At 73.2% G+C, this 21,024-nt stretch carries 21 protein-coding genes; 8 read left to right on the forward strand and 13 right to left on the reverse strand.

The window, feature by feature from the left end:
• Nucleotides 1-12: 12 nt before the first annotated feature.
• From OG444_RS03215 to OG444_RS03240, 6 genes are all read right to left on the reverse strand, one after another.
• Complete coding sequence (locus tag OG444_RS03215) at nucleotides 13-1,179, reverse strand: alanine--tRNA ligase-related protein (RefSeq protein WP_327260631.1); 1,167 nt, start codon at nucleotides 1,177-1,179, stop codon at nucleotides 13-15.
• Nucleotides 1,180-1,441: 262 nt separating this feature from the next.
• Nucleotides 1,442-1,765, reverse strand: coding sequence for a divalent-cation tolerance protein CutA (gene cutA, locus OG444_RS03220; protein ID WP_327260632.1), 324 nt, complete (start codon nucleotides 1,763-1,765; stop codon nucleotides 1,442-1,444).
• A gap of 124 nt (nucleotides 1,766-1,889) precedes the next feature.
• Nucleotides 1,890-3,179 (reverse strand): ClC family H(+)/Cl(-) exchange transporter, encoded by a 1,290-nt coding sequence (locus OG444_RS03225; protein ID WP_327260633.1) that lies wholly within the window; start codon nucleotides 3,177-3,179, stop codon nucleotides 1,890-1,892.
• Between the two features lie 123 nt (nucleotides 3,180-3,302).
• The gene (locus OG444_RS03230; RefSeq protein WP_327260634.1) at nucleotides 3,303-3,917 is read right to left on the reverse strand and encodes a dihydrofolate reductase family protein; all 615 of its coding nucleotides are present in this window, start codon (nucleotides 3,915-3,917) and stop codon (nucleotides 3,303-3,305) included.
• A 183-nt stretch (nucleotides 3,918-4,100) separates the two neighbouring features.
• Nucleotides 4,101-5,525: an amino acid permease gene (locus OG444_RS03235; protein WP_405792550.1), complete on the reverse strand. Its 1,425-nt coding sequence runs from the start codon at nucleotides 5,523-5,525 to the stop codon at nucleotides 4,101-4,103.
• Nucleotides 5,526-5,777: 252 nt separating this feature from the next.
• The gene (locus OG444_RS03240; protein WP_327260636.1) at nucleotides 5,778-6,758 is read right to left on the reverse strand and encodes a hypothetical protein; all 981 of its coding nucleotides are present in this window, start codon (nucleotides 6,756-6,758) and stop codon (nucleotides 5,778-5,780) included.
• 483 nt (nucleotides 6,759-7,241) lie between these two features.
• Here OG444_RS03240 and OG444_RS03245 point away from each other — a divergent pair, with 483 nt between their 5' ends.
• From OG444_RS03245 to OG444_RS03255, 3 genes are read left to right on the forward strand one after another with little or no spacing between them, the layout of a single operon-like run.
• Nucleotides 7,242-8,681, forward strand: a complete 1,440-nt coding sequence (locus tag OG444_RS03245) for an FGGY family carbohydrate kinase (RefSeq protein WP_327260637.1) — start codon at nucleotides 7,242-7,244, stop codon at nucleotides 8,679-8,681.
• The gene (locus tag OG444_RS03250; RefSeq protein ID WP_327260638.1) at nucleotides 8,678-10,075 is read left to right on the forward strand and encodes an FAD-dependent oxidoreductase; all 1,398 of its coding nucleotides are present in this window, start codon (nucleotides 8,678-8,680) and stop codon (nucleotides 10,073-10,075) included. The genes OG444_RS03245 and OG444_RS03250 overlap by 4 nt, the downstream gene beginning before the upstream one ends.
• A complete protein-coding gene (locus tag OG444_RS03255) occupies nucleotides 10,072-11,268 on the forward strand; it encodes an NAD(P)/FAD-dependent oxidoreductase (protein ID WP_327260639.1) in 1,197 nt (398 codons plus the stop codon). The genes OG444_RS03250 and OG444_RS03255 overlap by 4 nt, the downstream gene beginning before the upstream one ends.
• Nucleotides 11,269-11,313: 45 nt before the next feature.
• Here the strand turns inward: OG444_RS03255 and OG444_RS03260 are convergent, their stop codons facing one another.
• The 4 genes from OG444_RS03260 to OG444_RS03275 all read right to left on the reverse strand — a co-directional run bounded on the left by OG444_RS03260 (nucleotide 11,314) and on the right by OG444_RS03275 (nucleotide 13,037).
• A complete protein-coding gene (locus OG444_RS03260; protein ID WP_327260640.1) occupies nucleotides 11,314-11,739 on the reverse strand; it encodes a VOC family protein in 426 nt (141 codons plus the stop codon).
• Between the two features lie 92 nt (nucleotides 11,740-11,831).
• Nucleotides 11,832-12,209, reverse strand: a complete 378-nt coding sequence (locus OG444_RS03265) for a hypothetical protein (protein WP_327260641.1) — start codon at nucleotides 12,207-12,209, stop codon at nucleotides 11,832-11,834.
• Between the two features lie 158 nt (nucleotides 12,210-12,367).
• Nucleotides 12,368-12,565, reverse strand: coding sequence for a CsbD family protein (locus tag OG444_RS03270; protein ID WP_327260642.1), 198 nt, complete (start codon nucleotides 12,563-12,565; stop codon nucleotides 12,368-12,370).
• Between the two features lie 115 nt (nucleotides 12,566-12,680).
• On the reverse strand, nucleotides 12,681-13,037 hold the full coding sequence (locus OG444_RS03275) for a carboxymuconolactone decarboxylase (RefSeq protein ID WP_327260643.1): 357 nt from the start codon (nucleotides 13,035-13,037) through the stop codon (nucleotides 12,681-12,683).
• A gap of 228 nt (nucleotides 13,038-13,265) precedes the next feature.
• Here OG444_RS03275 and OG444_RS03280 point away from each other — a divergent pair, with 228 nt between their 5' ends.
• Both OG444_RS03280 and OG444_RS03285 read left to right on the forward strand, forming a co-directional pair.
• On the forward strand, nucleotides 13,266-14,441 hold the full coding sequence (locus OG444_RS03280) for a UDP-N-acetylglucosamine--N-acetylmuramyl-(pentapeptide) pyrophosphoryl-undecaprenol N-acetylglucosamine transferase (protein WP_327260644.1): 1,176 nt from the start codon (nucleotides 13,266-13,268) through the stop codon (nucleotides 14,439-14,441).
• A gap of 45 nt (nucleotides 14,442-14,486) precedes the next feature.
• Entirely contained in the window at nucleotides 14,487-15,365 is an 879-nt protein-coding gene (locus OG444_RS03285) for an alpha/beta fold hydrolase (protein WP_327260645.1), read from the forward strand.
• Here the strand turns inward: OG444_RS03285 and OG444_RS03290 are convergent.
• Together OG444_RS03290 and OG444_RS03295 are read right to left on the reverse strand one after the other, a co-directional pair.
• On the reverse strand, nucleotides 15,362-16,252 hold the full coding sequence (locus tag OG444_RS03290) for an NAD(P)H-binding protein (protein ID WP_327260646.1): 891 nt from the start codon (nucleotides 16,250-16,252) through the stop codon (nucleotides 15,362-15,364). The genes OG444_RS03285 and OG444_RS03290 overlap by 4 nt on opposite strands.
• The gene (locus OG444_RS03295; RefSeq protein ID WP_327260647.1) at nucleotides 16,249-16,692 is read right to left on the reverse strand and encodes a nuclear transport factor 2 family protein; all 444 of its coding nucleotides are present in this window, start codon (nucleotides 16,690-16,692) and stop codon (nucleotides 16,249-16,251) included. The genes OG444_RS03290 and OG444_RS03295 overlap by 4 nt, the downstream gene beginning before the upstream one ends.
• Nucleotides 16,693-16,789: 97 nt before the next feature.
• Between OG444_RS03295 and OG444_RS03300 the strand changes: the two genes are divergently transcribed.
• Nucleotides 16,790-17,401: a TetR/AcrR family transcriptional regulator gene (locus OG444_RS03300; protein WP_327260648.1), complete on the forward strand. Its 612-nt coding sequence runs from the start codon at nucleotides 16,790-16,792 to the stop codon at nucleotides 17,399-17,401.
• Nucleotides 17,402-17,404: 3 nt separating this feature from the next.
• Here OG444_RS03300 and OG444_RS03305 read toward each other — a convergent pair whose 3' ends face one another.
• Nucleotides 17,405-18,322, reverse strand: coding sequence for a LysR family transcriptional regulator (locus OG444_RS03305; RefSeq protein WP_327260649.1), 918 nt, complete (start codon nucleotides 18,320-18,322; stop codon nucleotides 17,405-17,407).
• Between the two features lie 168 nt (nucleotides 18,323-18,490).
• On the opposite strand from OG444_RS03305, the gene OG444_RS03310 reads away from it, so the two are divergent.
• Entirely contained in the window at nucleotides 18,491-19,951 is a 1,461-nt protein-coding gene (locus tag OG444_RS03310) for an aminotransferase class I/II-fold pyridoxal phosphate-dependent enzyme (protein WP_327260650.1), read from the forward strand.
• A 95-nt stretch (nucleotides 19,952-20,046) separates the two neighbouring features.
• Entirely contained in the window at nucleotides 20,047-20,997 is a 951-nt protein-coding gene (locus tag OG444_RS03315) for an ABC transporter substrate-binding protein (protein ID WP_327260651.1), read from the forward strand.
• Nucleotides 20,998-21,024 lie beyond the last annotated feature (27 nt).

A 21,024-nucleotide genomic window follows, 5' to 3' on the forward strand; every position in this document is an offset into this window, starting at 1 on the left:
CCCGCGTCGTCTTCACTCGTGCAGCAGGCCCGTGACCAGCTCGCGCGGCAGGCCGTGGGTGTCGTGGAGGTAGTGGAAGTCCTCCTCGGTCAGCGGGCCCCGGAACCGGGGGCGGGCGAGCACCTGGCGGCCGCGCTCCAGCAGCCGGCGGAACCGGTGCTCCTCCTCGATCAGGACCGGCCGTACGTCGCCCGGCCGGATGTCCTGCCGGAAGCGGTCCAGCGTGTGCCGGACCAGCACGTCCGGCAGGTCCTCCAGGCTCCGCGACGGGTCGTCCCGCCACAGCAGGGTGAGCACGCGTCGTACCAGGCGTCGCAGCACGTAGCCCCGGCCGGTGTTGGCCGGGCGCACCCCGTCGCCGAGTACCACGACGGCCGAGCGCAGGTGGTCGCAGACGACGCGCAGCGACCGCTCGTCCAGGGGCCATCGGGACGGTACGAGACTGCGCCAGGGGTCGAAGACGTCGCACTCGAACACGGACGACTTGCCCTGGAGCAGGGTGGCGAGCCGCTCCAGGCCGAGGCCGGTGTCCACGTTGCGCTGCGGCAGGGGGACCAGCGAGCCGTCGTCGAGCCGGCGGTGGCTCATCGTCACGTGGTTCCACACCTCGACCCAGCGGTCGTCGCGGGTGGGCGTGGACCGGGGCGGGCCGTCGCCGCTCCACAGGAAGATCTCCGAGTCGGGGCCGCACGGTCCTACGGGGCCGTTGGACCACCAGTTGTCCTCCCGGGTGAGTTCGACGGGGACGCCGCGGTCCTGCCACACCTCGAGGGAGGCGGTGTCCGGTCCGGTCCGGTCGTCGCCGGCGTGGACGGTGGCGTACAGCCGGCCCGGATCGATGCCCAGGCCCTCGGTGAGGAGGCCGTATCCCCAGTCGAGGCTGGCCGGGCCGTCGTAGTCGCCCAGTGACCAGGTGCCGAGCATCTCGAAGACCGTCAGGTGGGTGGCGTCGCCGACCTCCTCCAGGTCCGTCGTGCGCAGGCAGCGCTGGACGTTGACCAGTCGCCTGCCCAGCGGGTGGGGGCGGCCCTCCAGGTACGGCGTGAGCGGGTGCATGCCGGAGGTGGTGAAGAGCACGGGGTCTTCGGGCGGGGGCAGCAGGGTCGAGCCGACGATGCGGTGGTGCCCGCGCTCCTCGAAGTACTCGACGAACGTGCTGACCAGCTGCTCGGTACGCATGGGGTGACTCCTTCGCATGAAAGCGGGAGAGGCACCGGAGAACGGGACCGTCCGGTCTCCGACCGGGGCGGGATGCGCCGCGGCACTGCCGACGGACCGTTGTCCGGTCGCCGGGGAGAGGGGAAAGAAGGTCAGGCGGCGGCAACCGGCGAGCTGGTCGCTCGCGCGGTCGCGGTGGTGCTGGGGCCGGTGACGTTCATGCGGGTCACCATAACGCGGGCGGGCCGCCGGAGCCCGGGCTTTTTGTGCCGGCTCCGGTCCGCTACTCGGTCCTGGTCTCCTTCGCCGCCCACGCCAGGTACTCCTGGGTGGAGGCGGTGACCGGGAGCACGATCCACTGCGGCACCTCGTACGGGTGCCGCTCGTGGATCCACGCCTCGAGCTCGGCGACCTTCTCCGCGGTGGTCTTGAAGGAGAGCCGGTACTCCCGCTCGTGCTGCACGGTGTCCTTCCACCAGTAGAAGACCGTCATCCGCGCGTCCACGTGCACACCGGCCGCCAGCCGGGCCTCCACCGCGCCGCGCCCGATGTCGTACGCCTTCGCCTCGTCGTCCACGGTCGTCTGCGCGATCACGATGCTCGCCACGTTGGTCCTCCTCGATCGGGTTCCGCCACCCTATGGCCGGGCCCGCGTCCCCCCGTTGCGGGGCCCGGGGCCGCCAGGTGAGCGTCCAGGCCGTCCGGTACGCCCGGCGCACGTCGGGCACACGTCAGGCGCGTTCCAGCATCCGGCGGCGCAGGGTGTCGTAGAGGGGTTCGCTGCCCAGCCGGTCGGCGGTCACGGTCGCGGCGAAGCACGCGGTCAGCAGGGGCAGCAGGAGCGCGCCGGCGCCGGTCATCTCCGTGACCAGGACGACGGCCGTCAGCGGTGCCCGTACGACGCCCGTGAACACGGCGGCCATCCCCACCACCGCGAACGCCGCCGGCCCGGCCGATCCCGCCGGCAGCAACGGGGAGGCGAGCGCGTGGGTGAGCGTCCCCCACAGGGCGCCCAGCGCCAGCAGCGGAGCGAACAGTCCGCCGGGCGTCGCGGCCGCATAGCTCAGCGGCCCGGCCACGAAGCGGACGGCGAGGCAGAGCAGCAGCGCCGCCACCGTCAGGCTTTCACCGCTCAGCAGGCGCTCGCTCAACTCGTCGCCACCGCCCGTGAAGAGCGGATCGAAGCCCATCAGCGCGCCGACCCCGGCCCCGATGGCCCCCGCACGGACGGGAAGGGGCACCCGGGTCAGCCGGTCGCACACCTCCAGTGTCCGTACGACCAGAGCGCTGTACGCGGCGCCCAGCGCCCCGGCCGTCATCCCGGCCAGCAGGAAGACCGGCAGCATCCACAGCGGTGGGGCGGGGACCGCCGGCAGCGGAAGGACGAGCCCGTCACCCACGATCAGCTGGGAGCCGGCCACCGCCGTGACGGTGCCGAGGAGCGTCAGGAGCACCAGCCGCGGCCGGACCGTGCCGGTCAGTTCCTCGCAGACGAACAGCAGCCCGCCCAGTGGGGCCGTGAACGCCACCGCGAGGCCCGCACCGCCGAGCGCGGTGTGCAGCATGCGGGTGTCCTCGGCATCCAGCCGTGCGCTCCGGCCCGCCGCGGATCCGATTGCGGCGCCCATGTGGACGATCGGTCCTTCCCTGCCCAGGACCAGGCCCGAACCGATCGCGATGACGCCGCCCACGAACTTCGTCGGCAACAGCCGGACGGTGCGCGCCTCGGACTCCTGCCGCCACACGGCTTCCACGTGCTGGATCCCGCTGCCCGCGGCGTGCGGGACCCGCTGGGCGATCAGGCACGCCACGGTGGCGCCCACCGCGGTGAGGACGACGGGAATCAGCCGGCCCGCCGCGCCCAGCCCGGCAGCCGCCTCCAGAACCGAGGCGCGCCACTCGTCGGCGTGCTCCAGGCACCACCGGAATCCGCCGCCGACCAGCCCGACCAGGCAGCCTGCCGACGCCGCGACCAGGAAGACGCGGCCGGCTCTCCCCCGGCCGGACCGAACACCGGGCATGCGCTGCCTCCACCGAGCCGCACGGGGACCTCCTCCCCCGAGCCTGGCCTCGCGGGGCGGCCGTCAGGACCAACCGCGCCGCACCGGCCCCGAACCCACCCCGAGCAGCCGAATCCCGACGTCCTAGTGCTGGGGCAGGTGGGTCCTGGCGTCCTCGTACGTGCCCTCGCCGGGTGCGGCGGCCACGGCGTAGAAGAGGTTCAGCACGCCGGTCCGGAAGGTCTCGGCGGACACCAGTTCCAGCGGGATCGACGGCTCGCCCTCCTCGAAGAGCCGCAGGCCGCTGCGGACGGCGATCGGGTGCAGCAGCAGGTTCAGCTCGTCCAGGAGCCCGGCGGCCGTCAACTGGCGTACGACGGACACCGAGCCGCTGATCCAGACGGGTGTGTCCGTGTCCGGCTCGTTCTTCAGGGCGGTGACCGCCGTGGTGAGGTCGCCGGCGAGCTGTTCGCAGTTGCGCCAGGTGAAGTCGAGCGGGCCGGACGAAACGACGATCTTGCGGGCGTCACCGAGCACCTTGGCGAACGGGGCGTCCTCGCCGCCGGCCGCTTCCCGGTCCGGCCAGGCGCCCGCGAAGCTGTCGTAGGTCCTGCGGCCGAGCAGCAGGGTGTCGGCCCTGCCGAGGGTCGCGTCGACGGCCGCCCCCATCTCCTCGTTGAAGTAGGGGAAGTGCCACTGGTCGGGCGCCTCGACGACACCGTCGAGCGAGATGAACAGCTGTGCCTTGATCTTCCTCATACCGGTCTCCGGGGGCTGGTGGTCGGTCCGTCCGCGTACCGCCCCATCCAAGGGCACGCGCGGGCCGCACGCCTGACGACTCCCCGGAGACGGCTGCGGCCGCGGCTTCGGTCCGTACGGACATGAAGGCGCGGCCGGCCGGGGTGCGCACCCGCCGCGAAGGCGGGTGCGCGCACGGCGGGGTCAGACGATGTCCTCGGCGATCTCCGCCTGCTCGCGGGCGTTCCCGTAGGCCGACGGGGTGCCGTAGGAGCTGCGGGCGACGTACCACCAGACGCTGGCCAGGACCAGGACCACCGCGAGGGCGATCACCGCGTAGTTCATCGAGTCGATCGTCACCGGGGACTTCTGGGGCAGGCAGAACAGGACGGTGACGAGCGCCACCCAGACGACGGCGATCCAGCCGATCGGCTTGCTCCAGCGGCCCAGGTTCCAGGGGCCGGGCTCGAAGCGGTTGCCGGCGCGCAGGCGCAGGTAGATCGGGATGGCGTAGGCCGGTGTGATGCCGATGACGTTGATGGCGGTCACGGCCCCGTAGGCGGTGGCGGAGTACAGCGACGGGACGGCCAGGACGCCCGCGACGGCGACCGCGAGCCAGACGGCCGGTACCGGCGTCTGGGTCCGGCTGCTGACCTTGCGCCACAGGGCGGAGCCGGGGAGCGCGTTGTCACGGCTGAACGCGAAGACCATCCGGCTCGCGGCGGCCACCTCGGCGTTGCCGCAGAACAGCTGGGCGACGATGACGACGAGCAGGAGGGCGGTGGCGCCGCCGGAGCCCAGTGCGTCGAGGAAGATCTGGGCGGGCGGGACGCCGGTGGCGCTGCCCTGGACCGCCGCGTAGTCCTGGATGGCGAAGGTGAGGCCGGCGAGCAGGGCGAAACCTGCGATCCAGGAGACCCAGATGGCGCGGACGATGCCCTTGGCGGCGGAGACGGAGGCGTTCGATGTCTCTTCCGAGAGGTGCGCGGAGGCGTCGTAGCCGGAGAAGGTGTACTGGGCGAGCAGCAGGCCGACCGCCGCCACGTAGAACGGGTTGGCCCAGCCGGTGTCGTTGACGAACTCGGTGAAGACGAACGAGGCGGACTGGTGGTTGTCGGGGACGAAGGCCAGGGCGCCGACGATCACGGCGACACCGCCCAGGTGCCACCAGACGCTGATGGAGTTGAGCACGCTGACGAGGCGGACCCCGAAGAGGTTGAGGGTGGCGTGCAGCAGCAGGATGCACAGGAAGATCAGGAAGGTCGAGCCGGGGGTGGGCACGAACCCGAAGCGGAGGTTGAGGAAGGCGCCGGTGAACAGGGCGGCGCCGTAGTCGATTCCGGCGATGGCGCCGAGCAGGCCGAGCAGGTTCAGCCAGCCCGTGTACCAGCCCCAGCGGCGTCCGCCGAGCCGGTCGGCCATGTAGTAGAGCGCCCCGGAGGTGGGGTAGGCGCTGGTCACCTCGGCCAGGGCGAGACCCACGCAGAGGACGAAGAGGCCTACGCCGATCCAGCCCCACAGCATGACGGCCGGGCCGCCGGAGCCCATGCCGAAGCCGTAGAGGGTCATGCAGCCGGAGAGGACGGATATGACCGAGAAGCTGATGGCGAAGTTGCCGAAGCCGCCCATCCGGCGGGCGAGGACGGGCTGGTAGCCGAGTTCCCTGAGGCGTTGTTCCTCGTCCTGCTGGGGTGGGGCCTTGCGGTCCGGGCGGGCTGCCCATTCGGTTCGGGACACGGCGGTACCTCCGGGGGTCTGTGGAGCACGGGGACGGTGGAGCACGGGGGTGCGGTGGGACAGGGGGGGTGCTGTGGGGCAGGGGGGTGGGCCAGGGGGTGGTGTGGAGCGGGTGGCCGGAGCCCCGGGAGGAGGAGGCGGGGGTCAGTTCCGGCCGGCCAGGCTGCGGGACCTGGCCTGCAGGAACACCTCCTCGGCGAGGGCACGGTCGGCCGGGTCGCGGGTCCGGTTGGCCCAGGGCAGGGTGGTCCAGTACGGGCCGATGGCGCCGAAGACCCGGGCCGCCTCGTCGAACTGGAGCGCTCCCCACAGGGCGTGGGCGAGCTGGTTCAGATCGAGCGGGGAGGCGTGCGGCAGGTCTGCGTGGTGGAACCAGGTGTGCAGGGCGTGGAGGGCGTCGCGGACGGCGTCCTCGGCGACCCAGTGCAGGTCGAGCGCCCTTTCCTGGCCGCGTTCGCGGCGGTAGCGCTCGACCCGTACGTAGAGCGGCAGGACGTGGAGGGCGGATCCGGGGGGTGCGGAACCTGCCGCCCAGTGAACGAAGTTGGCGGCCTCGGAAAGCGGTCCGGGCGCGCCCGCGTACACGAACTGGAGCATGCGGTGGTAGGCCTCGCGGTTGTGCGGGTCGCGCTTGTCGGCCTCCGCGAGCATGCCCCAGGGGCCGGGCGGCAGCATCGGGCCGGGTGGCGCGATCCGGTGCTCGGCCATCTGGCGGTGCTCGTCGAGAAGGGCGAGGGCGAGCAGGCAGACCCAGGGCACGGGGTCGGCGGGGCTGATGCCGGCGGTCTCGCGGCAGGTTTCCCAGGCCTCCCGCCACAGTTCGCCGGTGCGCGGGTGTCCGGCGCGGTGGGCCCGGACGGCCCGTTCGACGGTGACGCGCGTGTGCATCACGAGCGCGGCGACGCTGTGCGGTTGCTCGGTGCGCCAGGCCTGGACCACGTCGGATCCGGCGGCGATGGCCGCGAGGACCTGGGTGCGCTGGGTCCACAGCCCCCAGCCGTCGGTGCGATCGAGTAAGCGCGCCATGGACACCCACCGGCCGGTGCGCAGGTCCTGGGCGGCGGACCGCAGCTCGTTGTCGTGGCCGGCCGGGTGGTAGACGGGCCGGAAATCGCTGCCCGCCATCACCTCGTCCCGGTCGACGGGCGGCGACGGCGCCCCGGGAGGGCGTGTGCTGCGGTGGTCGTGATCATCAGTCCTCGGATCGCATGGAAGGTGGGTTCATCCGGTGCCCGGCTGCGGCGCTGCAGCCGTGCCCGGTGCCAGGGATGCGTGAACCATGCGAGAACTGTTCGGCGAACCCCCGCCGTTGACCCACGGTCGATGTCGCTGCCCGTTGATCGGCGATCACTATAAGGCGATCAGGAGCATACGCATCCAGATTCTTGTTCGAACGCAAGTATCAAGCCAACAAGCAGATGTGATTACACGTCAGTGGCGTGCCGAGCGCTGCGGAAGGATCTTGACGGGCGACGTCCACTGGTGAAGGCTTCCGACCGGCGTTCGATCAGTGCGGTGAGTCCAGCCGCTCCGGTCGGTTCAGCCGGTTCGGCCGGGTCCGTCGGGTCCGGCCCGTGCGGTCAAGGTGATGGCAGGGACGGAGTGGTGATGACGGGCCCGGTGCTCGCTGTCGATCAAGGCACCTCGGGGACCAAGGCGCTGGTCGTCTGTCCGGTTCGCGGGGTCATCGGCTCCGGATCGGCTCCGGTACGCCCCCGCTACCTGCCGGGCGGCCGGGTCGAGGTCGCCCCCGGCGAGCTCCTGGACTCGGTGGTCGAAGCCGGACGCGCCGCGCTGGCGGCGGCCGGCGAACCCGTGGTGGCGGTGGGCCTCGCCAACCAGGGCGAGACCGTCCTCGCCTGGGATCCGGCGAGCGGCGAGCCCCTGACCGACGCGATCGTCTGGCAGGACCGGCGCGCCGAGCAGCTCTGCACCGAGCTGGCCCCGCACGCGCCGTCGCTGCGGGAGACGACCGGCCTGCCGCTCGATCCGTACTTCGCCGCGCCCAAGATGGCCTGGATACGCCGCCACCTGACCCGGCGGGGCGTCGTGACGACGAGCGACGTCTGGCTCGTGCACCGCCTCACCGGTGCGTTCGTCACGGACGCGGCGACCGCCGGGCGCACCCAGCTGCTCGACCTCGACACCACCCGCTGGTCGGAGACCGCACTCGACGCCTTCGGCCTCGCGGGTGAGCGGCTGCCTGAGGTGGTCGACGCGGACACCCGCGTCGGCACCACCACCGCGTTCGGACCCGAACTGCCGCTGACGGGGCTGCTCGTGGACCAGCAGGCCGCGCTGCTCGCCCAGAGCGTCACCGAGCCCGGCACCGCCAAGTGCACTTACGGCACGGGCGCGTTCCTGCTCGCACAGACCGGCCCGCGGCCCCTGCGCAGCTCCTCGGGACTGGTCGGCTGCGTGGCCTGGCGCCTCGCCGGCCGGACCAGCTACTGCCTGGACGGGCAGGTGTACACGGCCGCCTCCGCCGTGCGCTGGCTCACCGATCTCGGGGTGATCTCCGGCGCCGCCGACATCGACACCGTGGGCGGGAGCGTCCCGGACGCCGGCGGCGTCACCTTCGTTCCGGCGCTCGCCGGGCTCGCCGCTCCGTGGTGGCGGGGCGACCTGCGGGGCTCGGTCACCGGCCTGGGCCTCGACACCACCGCCGGGCATCTGGTGCGAGCCCTGTGCGACGGTGTCGCCGCCCAGGTGGCCGAACTCGCGGACGCGGTCGCCACCGACCTGGGCGCCCCGCTCGCCGCCCTGCGCGTCGACGGCGGGCTCACCCGCTCCGCGCTCCTCATGCAGGCCCAGGCCGATCTCCTCGGGATCCCCGTCGAGGTGTCGGCGCTGCCGGACGTCACCGCCCTCGGCGTCGGCGCCGTCGCCCGGCTCGGGCTCGATCCCTCGCTCACCGTCGCCGAGGCCGTCCCGGAGTGGAAGCCGTCCGCCGTCTACGAGCCGCGCGCCGGTGCGGCGCAGGCCGCGGAGCGCCGGGCTCGGTTCCGCTCCGCGGTGTCGGCCCTGCTGGGCGACGGACCGGCATGACGGTCACCGTCGGCGGCGGACTGCCCGGCGGGCAGTACGACGTGACGGTCGTCGGGGCCGGCGTCGTGGGCTCGGCCGTCGCCCGCGAACTGGCCCGGCTCCCCCTGCGGATCGCGCTGGTCGACGCGGCCGACGACGTGGGCGAGGGCACCTCGAAGGCCAACACCGCCATTCTCCACACGGGTTTCGACGCCGTGCCCGGCTCGCTGGAGTCCCGGCTCGTCCGGGAGGGACAGCGGCTGCTCTCCGCCTACGCCGCCGAGAGCGGCATCCCGGTGGAGCCGCTCGGTGCGCTCCTCGTCGCCTGGGACGAGGAACAGCGGGCCGCGCTCGCGGGCCTCGCCGACAAGGCGGTCCGCAACGGCTACCGCGCGGCGCGCATCGCCCTGCCCGAGGAGGTGCGGGCCCGCGAACCGGAGCTGGGGCCCGGGGTGCTGGGGGCGCTCGACGTGCCGGGCGAGTCGGTGATCTGCCCCTGGACCACCACGCTCGCGTATGCGACGCAGGCGGTCCGCTCGGGCGTCGATCTGCACCTCAACTGCCGTGTACTGGACGCTATTTCGGGTGATGTGCACACGCTGACCACGAGCCGGGGGCCGCTGCGCACCCGGTACCTGGTCAATGCGGCGGGGCTCTACGCCGACGCGATCGATCGGCTGCTGGGCCACGCCGACTTCACCGTGACGCCCCGGCGCGGCCAGCTGATCGTCTTCGACGAATTCGCCCGCGGCCTGGTCCGGCACATCCTGCTGCCGGTACCGGGAGCCCTCGGCAAGGGGGTGCTCGTCTCGCCGACGGTGTACGGGAAGGTGATGCTCGGGCCGACCGCCGAGGACCTGGACGACAAGACGGACACCGGATCGACCGCCGCGGGTCTCGCCGTGCTGCGCGAGAAGGGCCGACGGATCCTGCCGGCCCTCCTGGACGAGGAGGTCACCGCCGTCTACGCCGGTCTGCGGGCCGCCACCGGTGACGAGGATTACGCGATCCGGTCCCATCCGGCGCAGCGGTACGTCACCGTGGGCGGGATCCGCTCGACGGGGCTGACGGCGTCGATGGCCATCGCCGCCCATGTGGTGGAACTGCTGGCCGACGGCGGTCTGCCGGTGGCGGGGGCCCGGGATCTGGAGCCGGTGCGGATGCCGAACCTGGGCGAGGCGTTCCCCCGGCCCTACCGCGACGCGGAGTTGATCGCGCGGGACCCGGAATACGGCCGGATCGTGTGCCACTGCGAGCGCGTGACCCGCGGGGAGATCCGCGACGCGCTGGCCGCGACCGTACCGCCCGGTTCGCCCGACGGGCTGCGGCGGCGCACCCGCGCGCGCGGCGGCCGCTGCCAGGGCTTCCACTGCGGGGCCGCCGTCCGCGCGTTGTTCGAGGAGGCCCGCCGGTGACACGCGACCGCACGGTCGACGTCCTGGTCGTCGGCGCCGGCCCCGCAGGGCTGACACTGGCCGCGCGCCTCGCGGGAGCGGGTGCGGGCCGCGTCGAGGTGCTGGAGCGCGAGCAGGACGCGGGCGGGGCGCCGCGCCACTGTCATCACGGCGGGTTCGGGGGGCTCCTGCGCCCCTGGCTCGCGGGGCCGGCGTACGCACGGCTGGCCGTGGAGGCGGCGGTGGCGGCCGGGGCCACGGTCCGTACGGGTGTCACCGCCACCGGCTGGGCCGGCCCCCTGTCGCTGGAGACCACGAGTCCGGCGGGCCTGGAGCGGATCACGGCCCGGGCCGTCGTCCTGGCCACGGGCGCCCGGGAGCGCCCCCGCAGCGCCCGGCTGGTGCCGGGCTCCCGGCCGGCGGGGGTGCTGACCACCGGGGAGCTGCAGCAGTCGGTCCACCTGTACGGACAGGAGGTGGGCCGGAGGGCGGTGGTGGTGGGCGCCGAGCCGGTGGCGCGCCACGCGGTACGCACGCTGCGCCGGGCCGGTGCGGAGGCGGTGGCCCAGGTCACCGAGCACTCCCGCGGTATCGCCGTACCGGGAGTACCGCTGCTCACGGCCACGACGGTGGTCGAACTGCGCGGCCGGGGACGCCTGTCGGGGGTGGCCGTGCGCCACGAGGACGGCCGTTCTGGGGTCCTCGCCTGCGACACGGTGGTCTTCACCGGCGACTGGATCCCCGACCACGAACTGGCGCGCCGGGGCGGCATCGCCCTGGACCCGGGGACGCGCGGTCCTTGCGTGGACGCGTCGTTCCGTACGTCGGCGCCTGGGGTCTTCGCGGTCGGCAACGCCCTGCACGGCGTCGAACGCGCAGCCGCCGCGGCCGCGGAGGGCGCCGCCGCGTCAGCTGCTGTCCTGGCCCGGCTTTCGGGTGCGCCCTGGCCGGAGCCCGGTCCGCCGCTGGTCGTCCGGGCCCCGCTGGTGTGGGTGTCGCCGAACCGGCTCACGGGGACCGCCGGGCGGCCGCTGCTGCTGCGGTCCGGGGAGCCGCTGACGGGGCCGGTGGTGACGGTCGCCCAGGACGGCCGGCTGCTGTGGCGGCGGCGGTTCCCGGGCCGGGTGCCACCGTGGCGATCGCTGCGGCTGCCGCCGGGGTGGACGGACCGTGTCGACCGGGGCGGCGGTCCGGTCGTGGTGACCGCCGGCTGACGGCGGTTCGCCCCGCGCCGGTACCCGTGCGGGGCGGCGGCAGTTTCAGCCCGCGGAGTCCGTGCGGGCGCGGCTGTCGGGAACCGCGGAGAGGACGAACCCGTGGCCGGCCGGGTCGGCGTAACGGCGCAGAGTGGTCCGGCTGCCCGGCAGGCTGCCGTCGTCCTCCGCGGCCACCGGCCGGGCCCCGAGGGTCACGGCCTCGCGCTCGGCCTCGTCGAGGAACCGCTCCTCCACGAGGACGCACAGATGGGCCTGTTGGGAACCCTCCGGTAGCGGCCAGCTCGGCGGGACGTGGTCGGGGTCGCGGCGGACGCCGAGTACCACGCCCGTGCGGCCGGTGACGAGGAGCAGGTCCTCGTCACCCGGGGCCGGTCCGTTCGTGGCACCGAGCAGTTCGGAGTAGAACCGTGCCAGCAGCTCGGGCTCGGCACTGTCCAGGACGAGAACGGTTGTCTTGGGTACGGTCATGCACGGCGTTTGCCCGGTGCCCGCGCCCGTACACGGTACGGGGCCGTGAGCGCGGGCCGGACGGAACGGTCCGGCCCGCCGCACGGGGTCACTCAGGAGCGGATGCGCAGTCCGATCTCCTTCTCCTGGTCGCCCGACACGGCTCCCATGTCCTCGACGGTGAAGTGCCCGGCGAGCGCCGCCTGCACGCGCTCCACAGCACGGGGTCCTCCCTGGAGGGTGACGCTCACCTCGTCCTTCAGCCGTACGGAGGCCGGCTGCTGCTCCGCCGGGCGTGCGGCGTCGAGGGTCGCGCTCCATACGGTCACGGCCTGCCCGGCTTCGGTCGCGCCGCCCGCCGTGGCTGCCGCGGCCTCCACGGGGAAGGAACGCTCCAGCAGGTCGAGGACCGCCCTCGCGTCCTGCGCGGAGCAGTCGCCGAGGGCCACCACCACCTCGGCCGCCGGGTTGTCCTGGTCCTGGCTGTCCATCGGGGCCACCTCTCTCGTGCCGTGCAATGCGTGCCGAGCCATGCCGTTCAGTGCGTCGTTCGCCTGCGCCGAAGCAGGATGCGGCCTCGCGACGCCGAGGCGCCGGGGGCCGCATCCTGCTTCACCCGCGAGCCCGGAGGGGACTCACCGGTGTGCGGTCAGGTCCTGTCCCGCTTGTCCTGCAAGGAGTCGCGGACGCCGCGGGCACGCTCCTGGACCTCGCCCATCTCTTCCTTCGCCTTGCCCTTGGCCTGGTCCGTCTTTCCCTCGGCCTTCATCCGGTCGTTACCGGTGACCTTGCCAATGGCCTCCTTGGCCTTGCCCTTGGCCTGGTCCATCTTTCCCTTGTCAACCACGGTGAACTCCTTGATGCGGGAACTCTGACGGGACCAAACTAGGCGAATCCGGACTGTCGCGCGCGGCGAGCCCGCCCGGCGGAGTCCGTCCGGCGTCCGCGGCGGTCGCAGGGGTTCAGGACTTGTGGCGGCTCTCCGCCTCGGCGTTGGCCATGGCTTCGGCTTCGCTTTCGAGCATGGCTATGGCGACGCCGAAGGCCTGGGCGATGTGGCCCGCGGCCGACATCACGCGGGCCGTGCCCACGACGGGCGCGATGGCGACGAGCACGTCCTGGAGCTGCTCCACGGTGAAGTCGGCCTTGACCGCGGGGCTGATGTGGGCCAGGTAGGAGATGGCCGGTGCGTCCATCGCGACGAGGGCGGCGATGCGGGTGGTGATCAGTGTCCTCTCGTCCATGTTGCAGTGCTCGATGGAGTCGATCGTCATCGCGGCGAGCGTGTCCAGAACGGGAGCGTCAGACCTGGTGGCCATGTCGAAACCGCCTTTCGGTGCTGAACTGAGCCGGACGCACCGCCCCTGACCTGGGGACTCGGGACGTATCGGCGGGGTTGCCGTTTCAGCGTAGGCGTCCCCCCGACCCTGCGCCCGTTGGGCTGTGCGGGTGAGCGGCGGGCCGCCGTCGGCCACCCGCCGGGCGGCACCCCCGAGGCCCGCGTCCTGGCCGGTGGCCCCGGACGGACCGGCCAGTAGGGTTGCCGGGTGGACACTTCATCGAACCCTCGTTCCTTCCGGCTGCTCGTGACGGGCGGAGGGACGGGCGGGCACACCTACCCGGCCCTCACCGCGATCCGCACGCTGCGCCCCCGGCTCGCGGCCCAGGGCACCTCGCTCGACGTGCTGTGGATCGGAACCGCCGACGGCCTGGAGGCGCGCGTCGCTCCGGCGGAGGGCATCGCGTTCAGGACGGTCGCCACGGGGAAGATCCGCAGGTCGGCGAACCCCCTGAAGATGCTCTCGGCGGCGAACGTGAAGGACATGGCACGCGTGCCGCTCGGAGTGGCCCAGGCCCGTACGATCGTCTCCGACTTCCGGCCGGACGTGGTCCTGGCGACGGGCGGGTACGTGGCCGTCCCGGCCGGCCTCGCCGCCCGGCTGTGCAAGCGCCCGCTGGTGCTGCACGAGCAGACGGTCCGGCTCGGCCTCGCGAACAGGAAGCTGGCCGGCTCTGCGACACGGATCGCCGTGTCCTCCGAGTCCTCGCTGCCGCTGCTGCCGGCCGAGGTCCGCGACCGGGCCGTCGTGACCGGCAACCCGGTGAGGCCCGAGGTACTGGCCGGACACCCCGACAAGGCGGTGCACACGCTGAACCTGACGGGCTTCGACCGGCGCCTCCCGACGGTGTACGTCACCGGCGGGGCGCAGGGCGCGCAGCAGATCAACGGGGTCGTGCGCGAGGTGCTTCCGTGGCTGCTGAGCCACGCGAACGTGATCCACCAGTGCGGCCCGGCCCACGTCGACGGCCTCCGGTCCGCCGCCACGGTCCTCGACCCGGTCCTCGCCGGCCGGTACCACCTGACGGGCTTCGTCGGGCCTGAGCTGCCGGACGTGCTGGCGCTCGCCGATGTGGTGATCTCCCGGTCCGGGGCGGGGACCCTCGCGGAGCTGACCGCGCTGGGCAAGCCCGCGGTGTTCGTGCCCCTGGCCACCTCCGCCGGCAACGAGCAGGCGCACAACGCCCGGCACCTGGCGGACGCGGGCGCCGCGGTGGCCCTGCTCGGCGAGGTCGACGGCCGCGCCCTGGCGGAGGCGGTCGGGCCGCTCCTGACCGACACGGCCGGGCGGGCGGCGATGGCGCAGCGGGCCCGTGCGTACGGAAGGCCGGACGCGGCGGACCGGCTCGTGGACGTGCTGCTGTCGGCGGCGGCCGAGGGCTGATCCCTCCGCCGCGGCCCACCCGTGCGGGAGGAGACAGGAGCGACGATGGCCGAGCGCGTTGTCGAGGTGGAGGGCGTCGAGCTGTGCACCGAGTCGTTCGGCGCCCGGTCGGACCCGCCCGTCCTCCTCGTCATGGGCATGGGAGCCTCCATGCTCTGGTGGGAGGAGGGCTTCTGCCGGATGCTCGCGGAGGGCGGGCGCTTCGTGGTCCGCTACGACCACCGTGACACCGGCCGGTCCACCACCTGCGCGCCGGGCCGTCCCGGATACACCACGGCGGACCTGGTCGCCGACGCCGCCCGGGTGCTCGACGCCCATGGGATCGCGGCGGCGCACGTCGTGGGCGTCTCCGCCGGAGGGGCGCTCGCGCAGCTGCTCGCGCTCGGACACCCCGGTCGCGTCCGGTCGCTCGTCCTCATCAGCACGTCCTTCGCCGTGGGCGGGGACCCCGACCTGCCCGCGCCGACCGAGGAGTTCACGCGGTTCGTCTCGACCGCGCGCGTCGGCCGGCCGGATGCCGAGTCGGTGATCGACGACCAGGTCCGCTACGCGCGGATGCTCACCGGGGGCCGGCGCCCGTTCGACGAGGCCGCCGTCCGCAGCCTTGTCCGGCGGGACGTCGGGCGTGCGCACGATTTCGCCGCCGCCGGCAATCACGACGTGCTTCAGGACGGCGGGCGCACCCGGGCTCCCGTGTCCTCGATCGCCGTGCCCACGCTGGTGATCCACGGGAGCGCCGATCCGATGTTCCCGCTCCGGCACGGCGAGGCACTCGCGGACCGGATGCCCGGCGGGCGGCTCCTGGTACTGGAGGATGCCGGCCACGGGGTCGAGCGGGCGGACTGGCCGACGATCGTCCCCGCGATCCTCGAACACACCGCGCCGGGCGGGGCCCGGGCCGGGGCCGGGGCCGGGGCCGGCTAGACCGTTCCCGGCCCGGCCGCGCCGGACAGTTCCCGTTCGGCAACCGCCCGGAAGCCGTGCGGCGGGCGGCCGGTGAGGCGCAGGACGGTGTCGGTGGTGCGGTCCTCGGCCCCTTCCGCGATGGCCCGGTCCATCCCGGCCAGCATCGTGGCGAACGCGGGCGGGATGACCGCGGCCAGGCGCTCGCGCATGGCTTCGTAGGTCAGGTGGTGGTGGACCACCGGGCGGCCGGATACCTCGGTGAGGACTGCGGCGATGTCGTCGTGGCTGAGTGCCTCCGGCCCGGTGAGGACCAGGTCGGTGTTGGGCGCGAGGTCGTCGGTGAGGGCCCGTACGGCGACGGCGGCGATGTCGTCGGCATCGACGAACCCGACGCGGCCCGCCCCGGCCGCGGTCAGGAAGGCGCCCTCGGTGCGGATGCCGTCGGCATGGGTGTGCGTACCGGTGAAGTTCTGCATGAACCAGGAGGGGCGCAGGACGGCCCATTCCCCGAACAGGCCGGGGAGGGCCCGGTGCACCTCTCCCACCGCCGGGCCGCCCTCGGGGATCGCCGAGGAGCTCAGCAGTACGGCGCGGCGTACGCCGGCGGCACGGGCCCGGTCGAGGAAGGGCAGCATGACCGCGGCCGGATCCGGGTCACCGACGGGCGGGACGAGGTACACGCGGTCGGATCCGGCGAGGGCGTCGTCGAAGCCGGCGGGGTCGTACCAGTCGAAGCGGACCGGCTCCGCGCCGGGGACCGCGGTGGCCCGGCGGCTCCCCGCCCTGACGCTGCGGCCGGCGGCGATCAGCTGTGCGGTGGTGCGGCTGCCGGTGGTGCCGGTGGCGCCGACGACCAGGGTGGTGCCGGTGGGGGCGACGCGGCCGGTGGGGGTGGTGGCGGTCATCGGGCGCTGCTCTCCATGAGGTACGTGGTGAAGTCCGCCCCGGCTTCCTGGATGCCGAGGGGGTTCCAGTAGTCGCGGTAGGAGGTGAACCGCCCGTCCCGGACGGTCACTACCGCGATGTAGGTCATGTCGAAGGGGCTCCCGGTCGCGACCAGCCGGCCCACTCCGCGCATCTCGGCCACGATGGTCCGCGGGTCGGTGGTCTCGTGGATCCGCAGGTCGGGGAAGTCGTGCAGGTCGATGTGGTCGGGATAGTCGCGCATGTATGCGGCGACGGCCTCCCGCCCCTCCAGCCGCCGTGGCCGGCCCGGCGGGGCGAAGGGGAACTCCATGACGCCTTGTTCGGACCAGAGTCCGACCCAGGAGGCGATGTCCTTGTCCAGGAGCAGGCGCAGGCTGTGGCGGTACAGATCCGCGGGGGAGGTGGTGGTTGCGGGCACGACGGTTCTCCGTCCACTACGATGCGGACCGACGGTCCGCTTCTCTCCTGAAGATACGGACCGCCGGTCCGCTTTGCAATCGGAGGGAACCCGCCCCATGACCGCCGACCGCAAGCCGCGCAAGGACGCGGTCCGCAACCGGGCGGCCGTCTTCGCGGCCGCCGACACCCTCTTCGCCGACTGCGGGAGCCCCGAGGACGTCACCATGGCGGACATCGCCGCGGCGGCCGGCGTGGGCAAGGCGACGCTCTTCCGGGCCTTCGGCGATCGCACCGGACTGATCCGCGAGCTGTACGAGGCACGGCTCGAACCGATCAGGGAAGCGGTCGAAGCGGGCCCGCCGCCGCTGGGACCTCAGACGCCGGCGCACCTGCGCGTACCGGCCCTGCTCGACGCGGTCCTGTGCTTCAAGCTCGACAACCGCCACCTCGCCATGGCGTTGGAGTCGGGCGGCGCGGACAGCCCGTACCGGACGGAGCACTACGATCGCTGGCACACGCTGCTCCGGGACCTGCTGCGGTCCGTCCCCGGCCCGGACGACGACGACTTCACCGCCCACGCGCTGCTCGCGGCCACCCGGGCCGACCTGATCGCATACCTGGCGGGTGAGAAGGAGGTACCCCGCGAGGAGCTGCGGGCCCGGCTGGCGAGCTTCACCACCGCGGTACTCGACTCCCGCGCCCGGCAGGACCGGCCGCCGAGGACGTGAGGGTCAGGCCGCGGCCCAGCGCTCCGTGATCAGTTCGGCCTGCTCCAGAAGCGCCGCGATCAGTTCCTGGGCGGATCCGGCGGAGGTGGACCGCAGTACGGCGACGCTGATCTCGCGGGCGAGGGCGGGCCGGGCCAGGGGGCGTACGGCCAGGTCGGGGCGGTGCGGTCCCAGCGCGAGCCGCGGAACGAGGGCCACGCCCAACCCCGCGGCCACGAGCCCCTGGACCACCGCGTAGTCGTCGGTACGCATCACGTGCAGGGGCTCGTACCCCTCCTGGCCGCACGCCCATGCGAGCACCCGGTCGCAGGGGTCGTGGGGGTCGGCGGCGCCCACCCAGGCGGCGTCCCGCAGTTCGCCGAGGGAGACCTGTTCGAGCGACGCGCACGGGTGGTCCTCCGGCATGACCAGGAGGAGCGGATCGGTCAGCAGCGGATGGACCTCGAAGTCCTCGTCGAGGTCGAGGCTGTCGCCGGGCTGCGAGAACACGAGGGCGGCATCGAGCTCCCTGGCCCGCAGCCCGCGCAGCAGCAGGGGGAGCTCGCCCTCGGTGAGCGAGATGTGGACCCCTTGCTGGTGGAGCCGCTTGACCGCGGGCGCCAGCAGCAGGGCCCCCGCGGTGGGAAACGTACCGATGTGCAGGGTGCGCAGGCCACGCTCGGCGAGGTCGCGCACCTCCTGCTCGGCGTGACGCAGGCGTTCGAGCACGGCCTCGGCGTGCGGCAGCAGGGCTTCGCCGAGCTCGGTCAGGGTGGCGCCGCGCGGTCCGCGCTGGACGAGCCGGGCGTTGAAGTGGGCTTCCAGGGCGGCGAGATGGTGGGTGATCGTGGGCTGGCTGTAGTGCAGCGCGCGCCCGGCGGCGGCGAGCGATCCCTCCTGCGCGATGGACCGGAGCACCTGGAGATGTCTGACGTCGAGCATATAGACACTCTATGGAGGGGTAACGAAAAGTCCACCATTCCTCAATGACTGCGGGGCTGCCACGCTCCCAGGGTGAACACGAGAACCACCGATCACCGCACCTCCTCCCCTTCCTTCTCCCCCTCCCTCTCCCCCTCAGGCCTCGGCCCTGGCTTTGGCGTCGGCCAATTGAGCGCACCGTACGCCGAGGCGGTCCTGGCCCATGCCGGACGGGACTGGCTGAGGCTGAACGTCCCCGGCCATGCCGCGACCCCCGGATCGGACCTCACCGGCTTCTTCGGCCCGCGGATCACGGCCCTGGACTTCCCGCCCCTGCTCGACGGCATCGACCTCGGCCCGGACACACCTCTGGACAGGGCCCTGGCACTGGCGGCCGAAGCCTGGGGCGCGCGGCGCACGTGGTTCCTGACGAACGGCGCCTCACAGGGCAATCAGATCGCCTCGATAGTGGCCCCCGCGCTCGGGAAAACCCTCGTCGTGCAGCGCAGCGTGCACTCCAGCGTCATCGACGGGCTGGTGCTGTCGGGCATGGACGCCGTCTTCGTCCAGCCGTCCGTCGACCCGGAGCAGGGCATCGCCCACGGAGTGACCGCCGGGGACGTGGCGGCGGCGCTCGCAAGGACGCCGGACGCGGGCGCCGTGTACATCGTGTCCCCGAGCTACTTCGGCGCGGTCGCCGACGTACGCGCCATCGCGGACGCCGCCCACGCCGCGGGCGTTCCGCTGATCGTCGACGAGGCGTGGGGGGCGCACTTCGGCTTCCATCCCGGTCTTCCCGCCGGTGCGCTCTCCTCGGGCGCGGACCTGGCCACCTCCAGTACGCACAAGCTCGCGGGAAGCCTGACCCAGTCGGCGATGCTCCACCTGGCGGAGGGCCCCTTCGCGGACCGGCTGGAGCCGCTCGTGGACCGGGCGTTCCGCCTCGTACAGTCCACCAGCGCGAGTGCCCTGCTGACCGCGTCGCTGGATCTCGCCCGGAGGAGCCTGGTCACGGACACCGGTGCGACGGGGGGCTCGATCGAGGCCGCGGACGAGGTGCGCGGCGTCGTACGCGCGCTGGGCCGCTTCGGGGTGGTGAGCGATGGCTTCCACGCCTTCCCCGACATCGTCCGAGCCGATCCGCTGCGGATCGCGATCGACACCCGCGTCGGCGGGATCAGCGGCCACGAGGCCAGGCGACGGCTCTTCCTGGACCACCAGATCATGGTCGAGGTGGCGACCGGCGCGGCGATCGTCGCCGTGATCGGTGCGGGGTCCGCCCCCGACACGGACCGGTTCGTCGAGGCACTGCACACCCTGCCCGCCCCGCTCACCGATTCGGCGGGTGCCGGCACCGCCGCCGGCGCTCGCGCCGACGGCATGCTGCGGCTGCCGACACCAGGTCCCACGAAACTCACCGCCCGTGAGGCGTTCCTGAGCCCGGCCCACGTGGTGGCCGCGGAAGAGGCCGTGGGACGGATCTCCGCGGACACGCTGGCCGCGTACCCGCCGGGCATCCCCAACGTCCTGCCGGGCGAGGTCATCACCGCCGAGGCCGTCCGTTTCCTCCAGCGGACCGCGACCGCGCCGAACGGCCACGTCCGCGGCGCGCTCGACCCGGGCGTGACGCGCCTGCGCGTCGTCGCCTGAGCGTCCGGGCACCTGCCCGGCATTCCACCCAGCGCCCCCCACCAGCGCTTTCCCCAGCGCCTCCCCCGCACACCGCCCCGAGAGAGAGCACAGCCATGGCCGCACGCATACCGACCCGCCGGACGATCGCCGCCGTCCTCGCCACCACCACCGCCGCCCTGCTGCTGGGTGCCTGCGGCGACCGGACGGACGCCGGCCAGGGCGCCGGTACCGCCGGAGCAGGTGGCGCGCAGAACGACGCCCCCCTGTTCTCCAAGCTCCCCGCGGACATCCGGAACGCCGGTGTCATCAAGGTCGGCACGGACGCCACGTACGCCCCGATGGAGTTCGTGGAGAACGGAAAGATCGTCGGTGTCGACCCGGACATCGCCGACGCGCTCGGCAAGCAGCTCGGAGTGAGGTTCGTCTTCACCAGCGGCACCTTCGACAGTCTCATCACGTCCCTCAACTCCGGTCGGCAGGACGTGGTGATGTCGTCGGTGAGCGACACCATGGCCCGTCAGCAGGGTCTGGACGACAAGGGCCAGAAGACCGGCAACGGGGTCGACTTCGTCGACTACTTCGTCGCGGGCTCCGTCGTGTACGTCCAGAAGGGCAACCCGCGGGGGATCAGGTCCATCGCCGATCTCTGCGGAAGGAGGACAGCCGTACAGCGGGGCACCACCTTCGAGGAAGTGGTCAAGACCCGGTCGAAGGAGTGCGAGGCCGCCGGGAAGCCGGCCGTCACGATCGAGTCCTTCCCGACCGACGCCGAGGCGCAGACCCGTGTCAAGGCGGGCGGCGCCGTCGCGGGGGTCAACGACTATCCCGTGGCCGCCTACCTGGCCCTCAAGGCGGACGGCGGCAACGCCTTCGAGATCGTCGGCAACCAGATCGAGGCCGGCCCGTTCGGAATCGCCGTGGCCAAGGACAATCCCGGACTGCGCGACGCCCTCAAGGCGGCGCTGGCGGCCGTGATCGAGGACGGGTCGTACCGGAAGGCCCTCGACAAGTGGGGTGCGGGCACGGGGGCGGTCACCTCGGCGAGCGTCAACGCCGGTTCCTGACCCGCACGCACCGCTGAAGGGCAGTCG

The organism is Streptomyces sp. NBC_01232 (assembly GCF_035989885.1).
GTDB lineage: Bacteria > Actinomycetota > Actinomycetes > Streptomycetales > Streptomycetaceae > Streptomyces.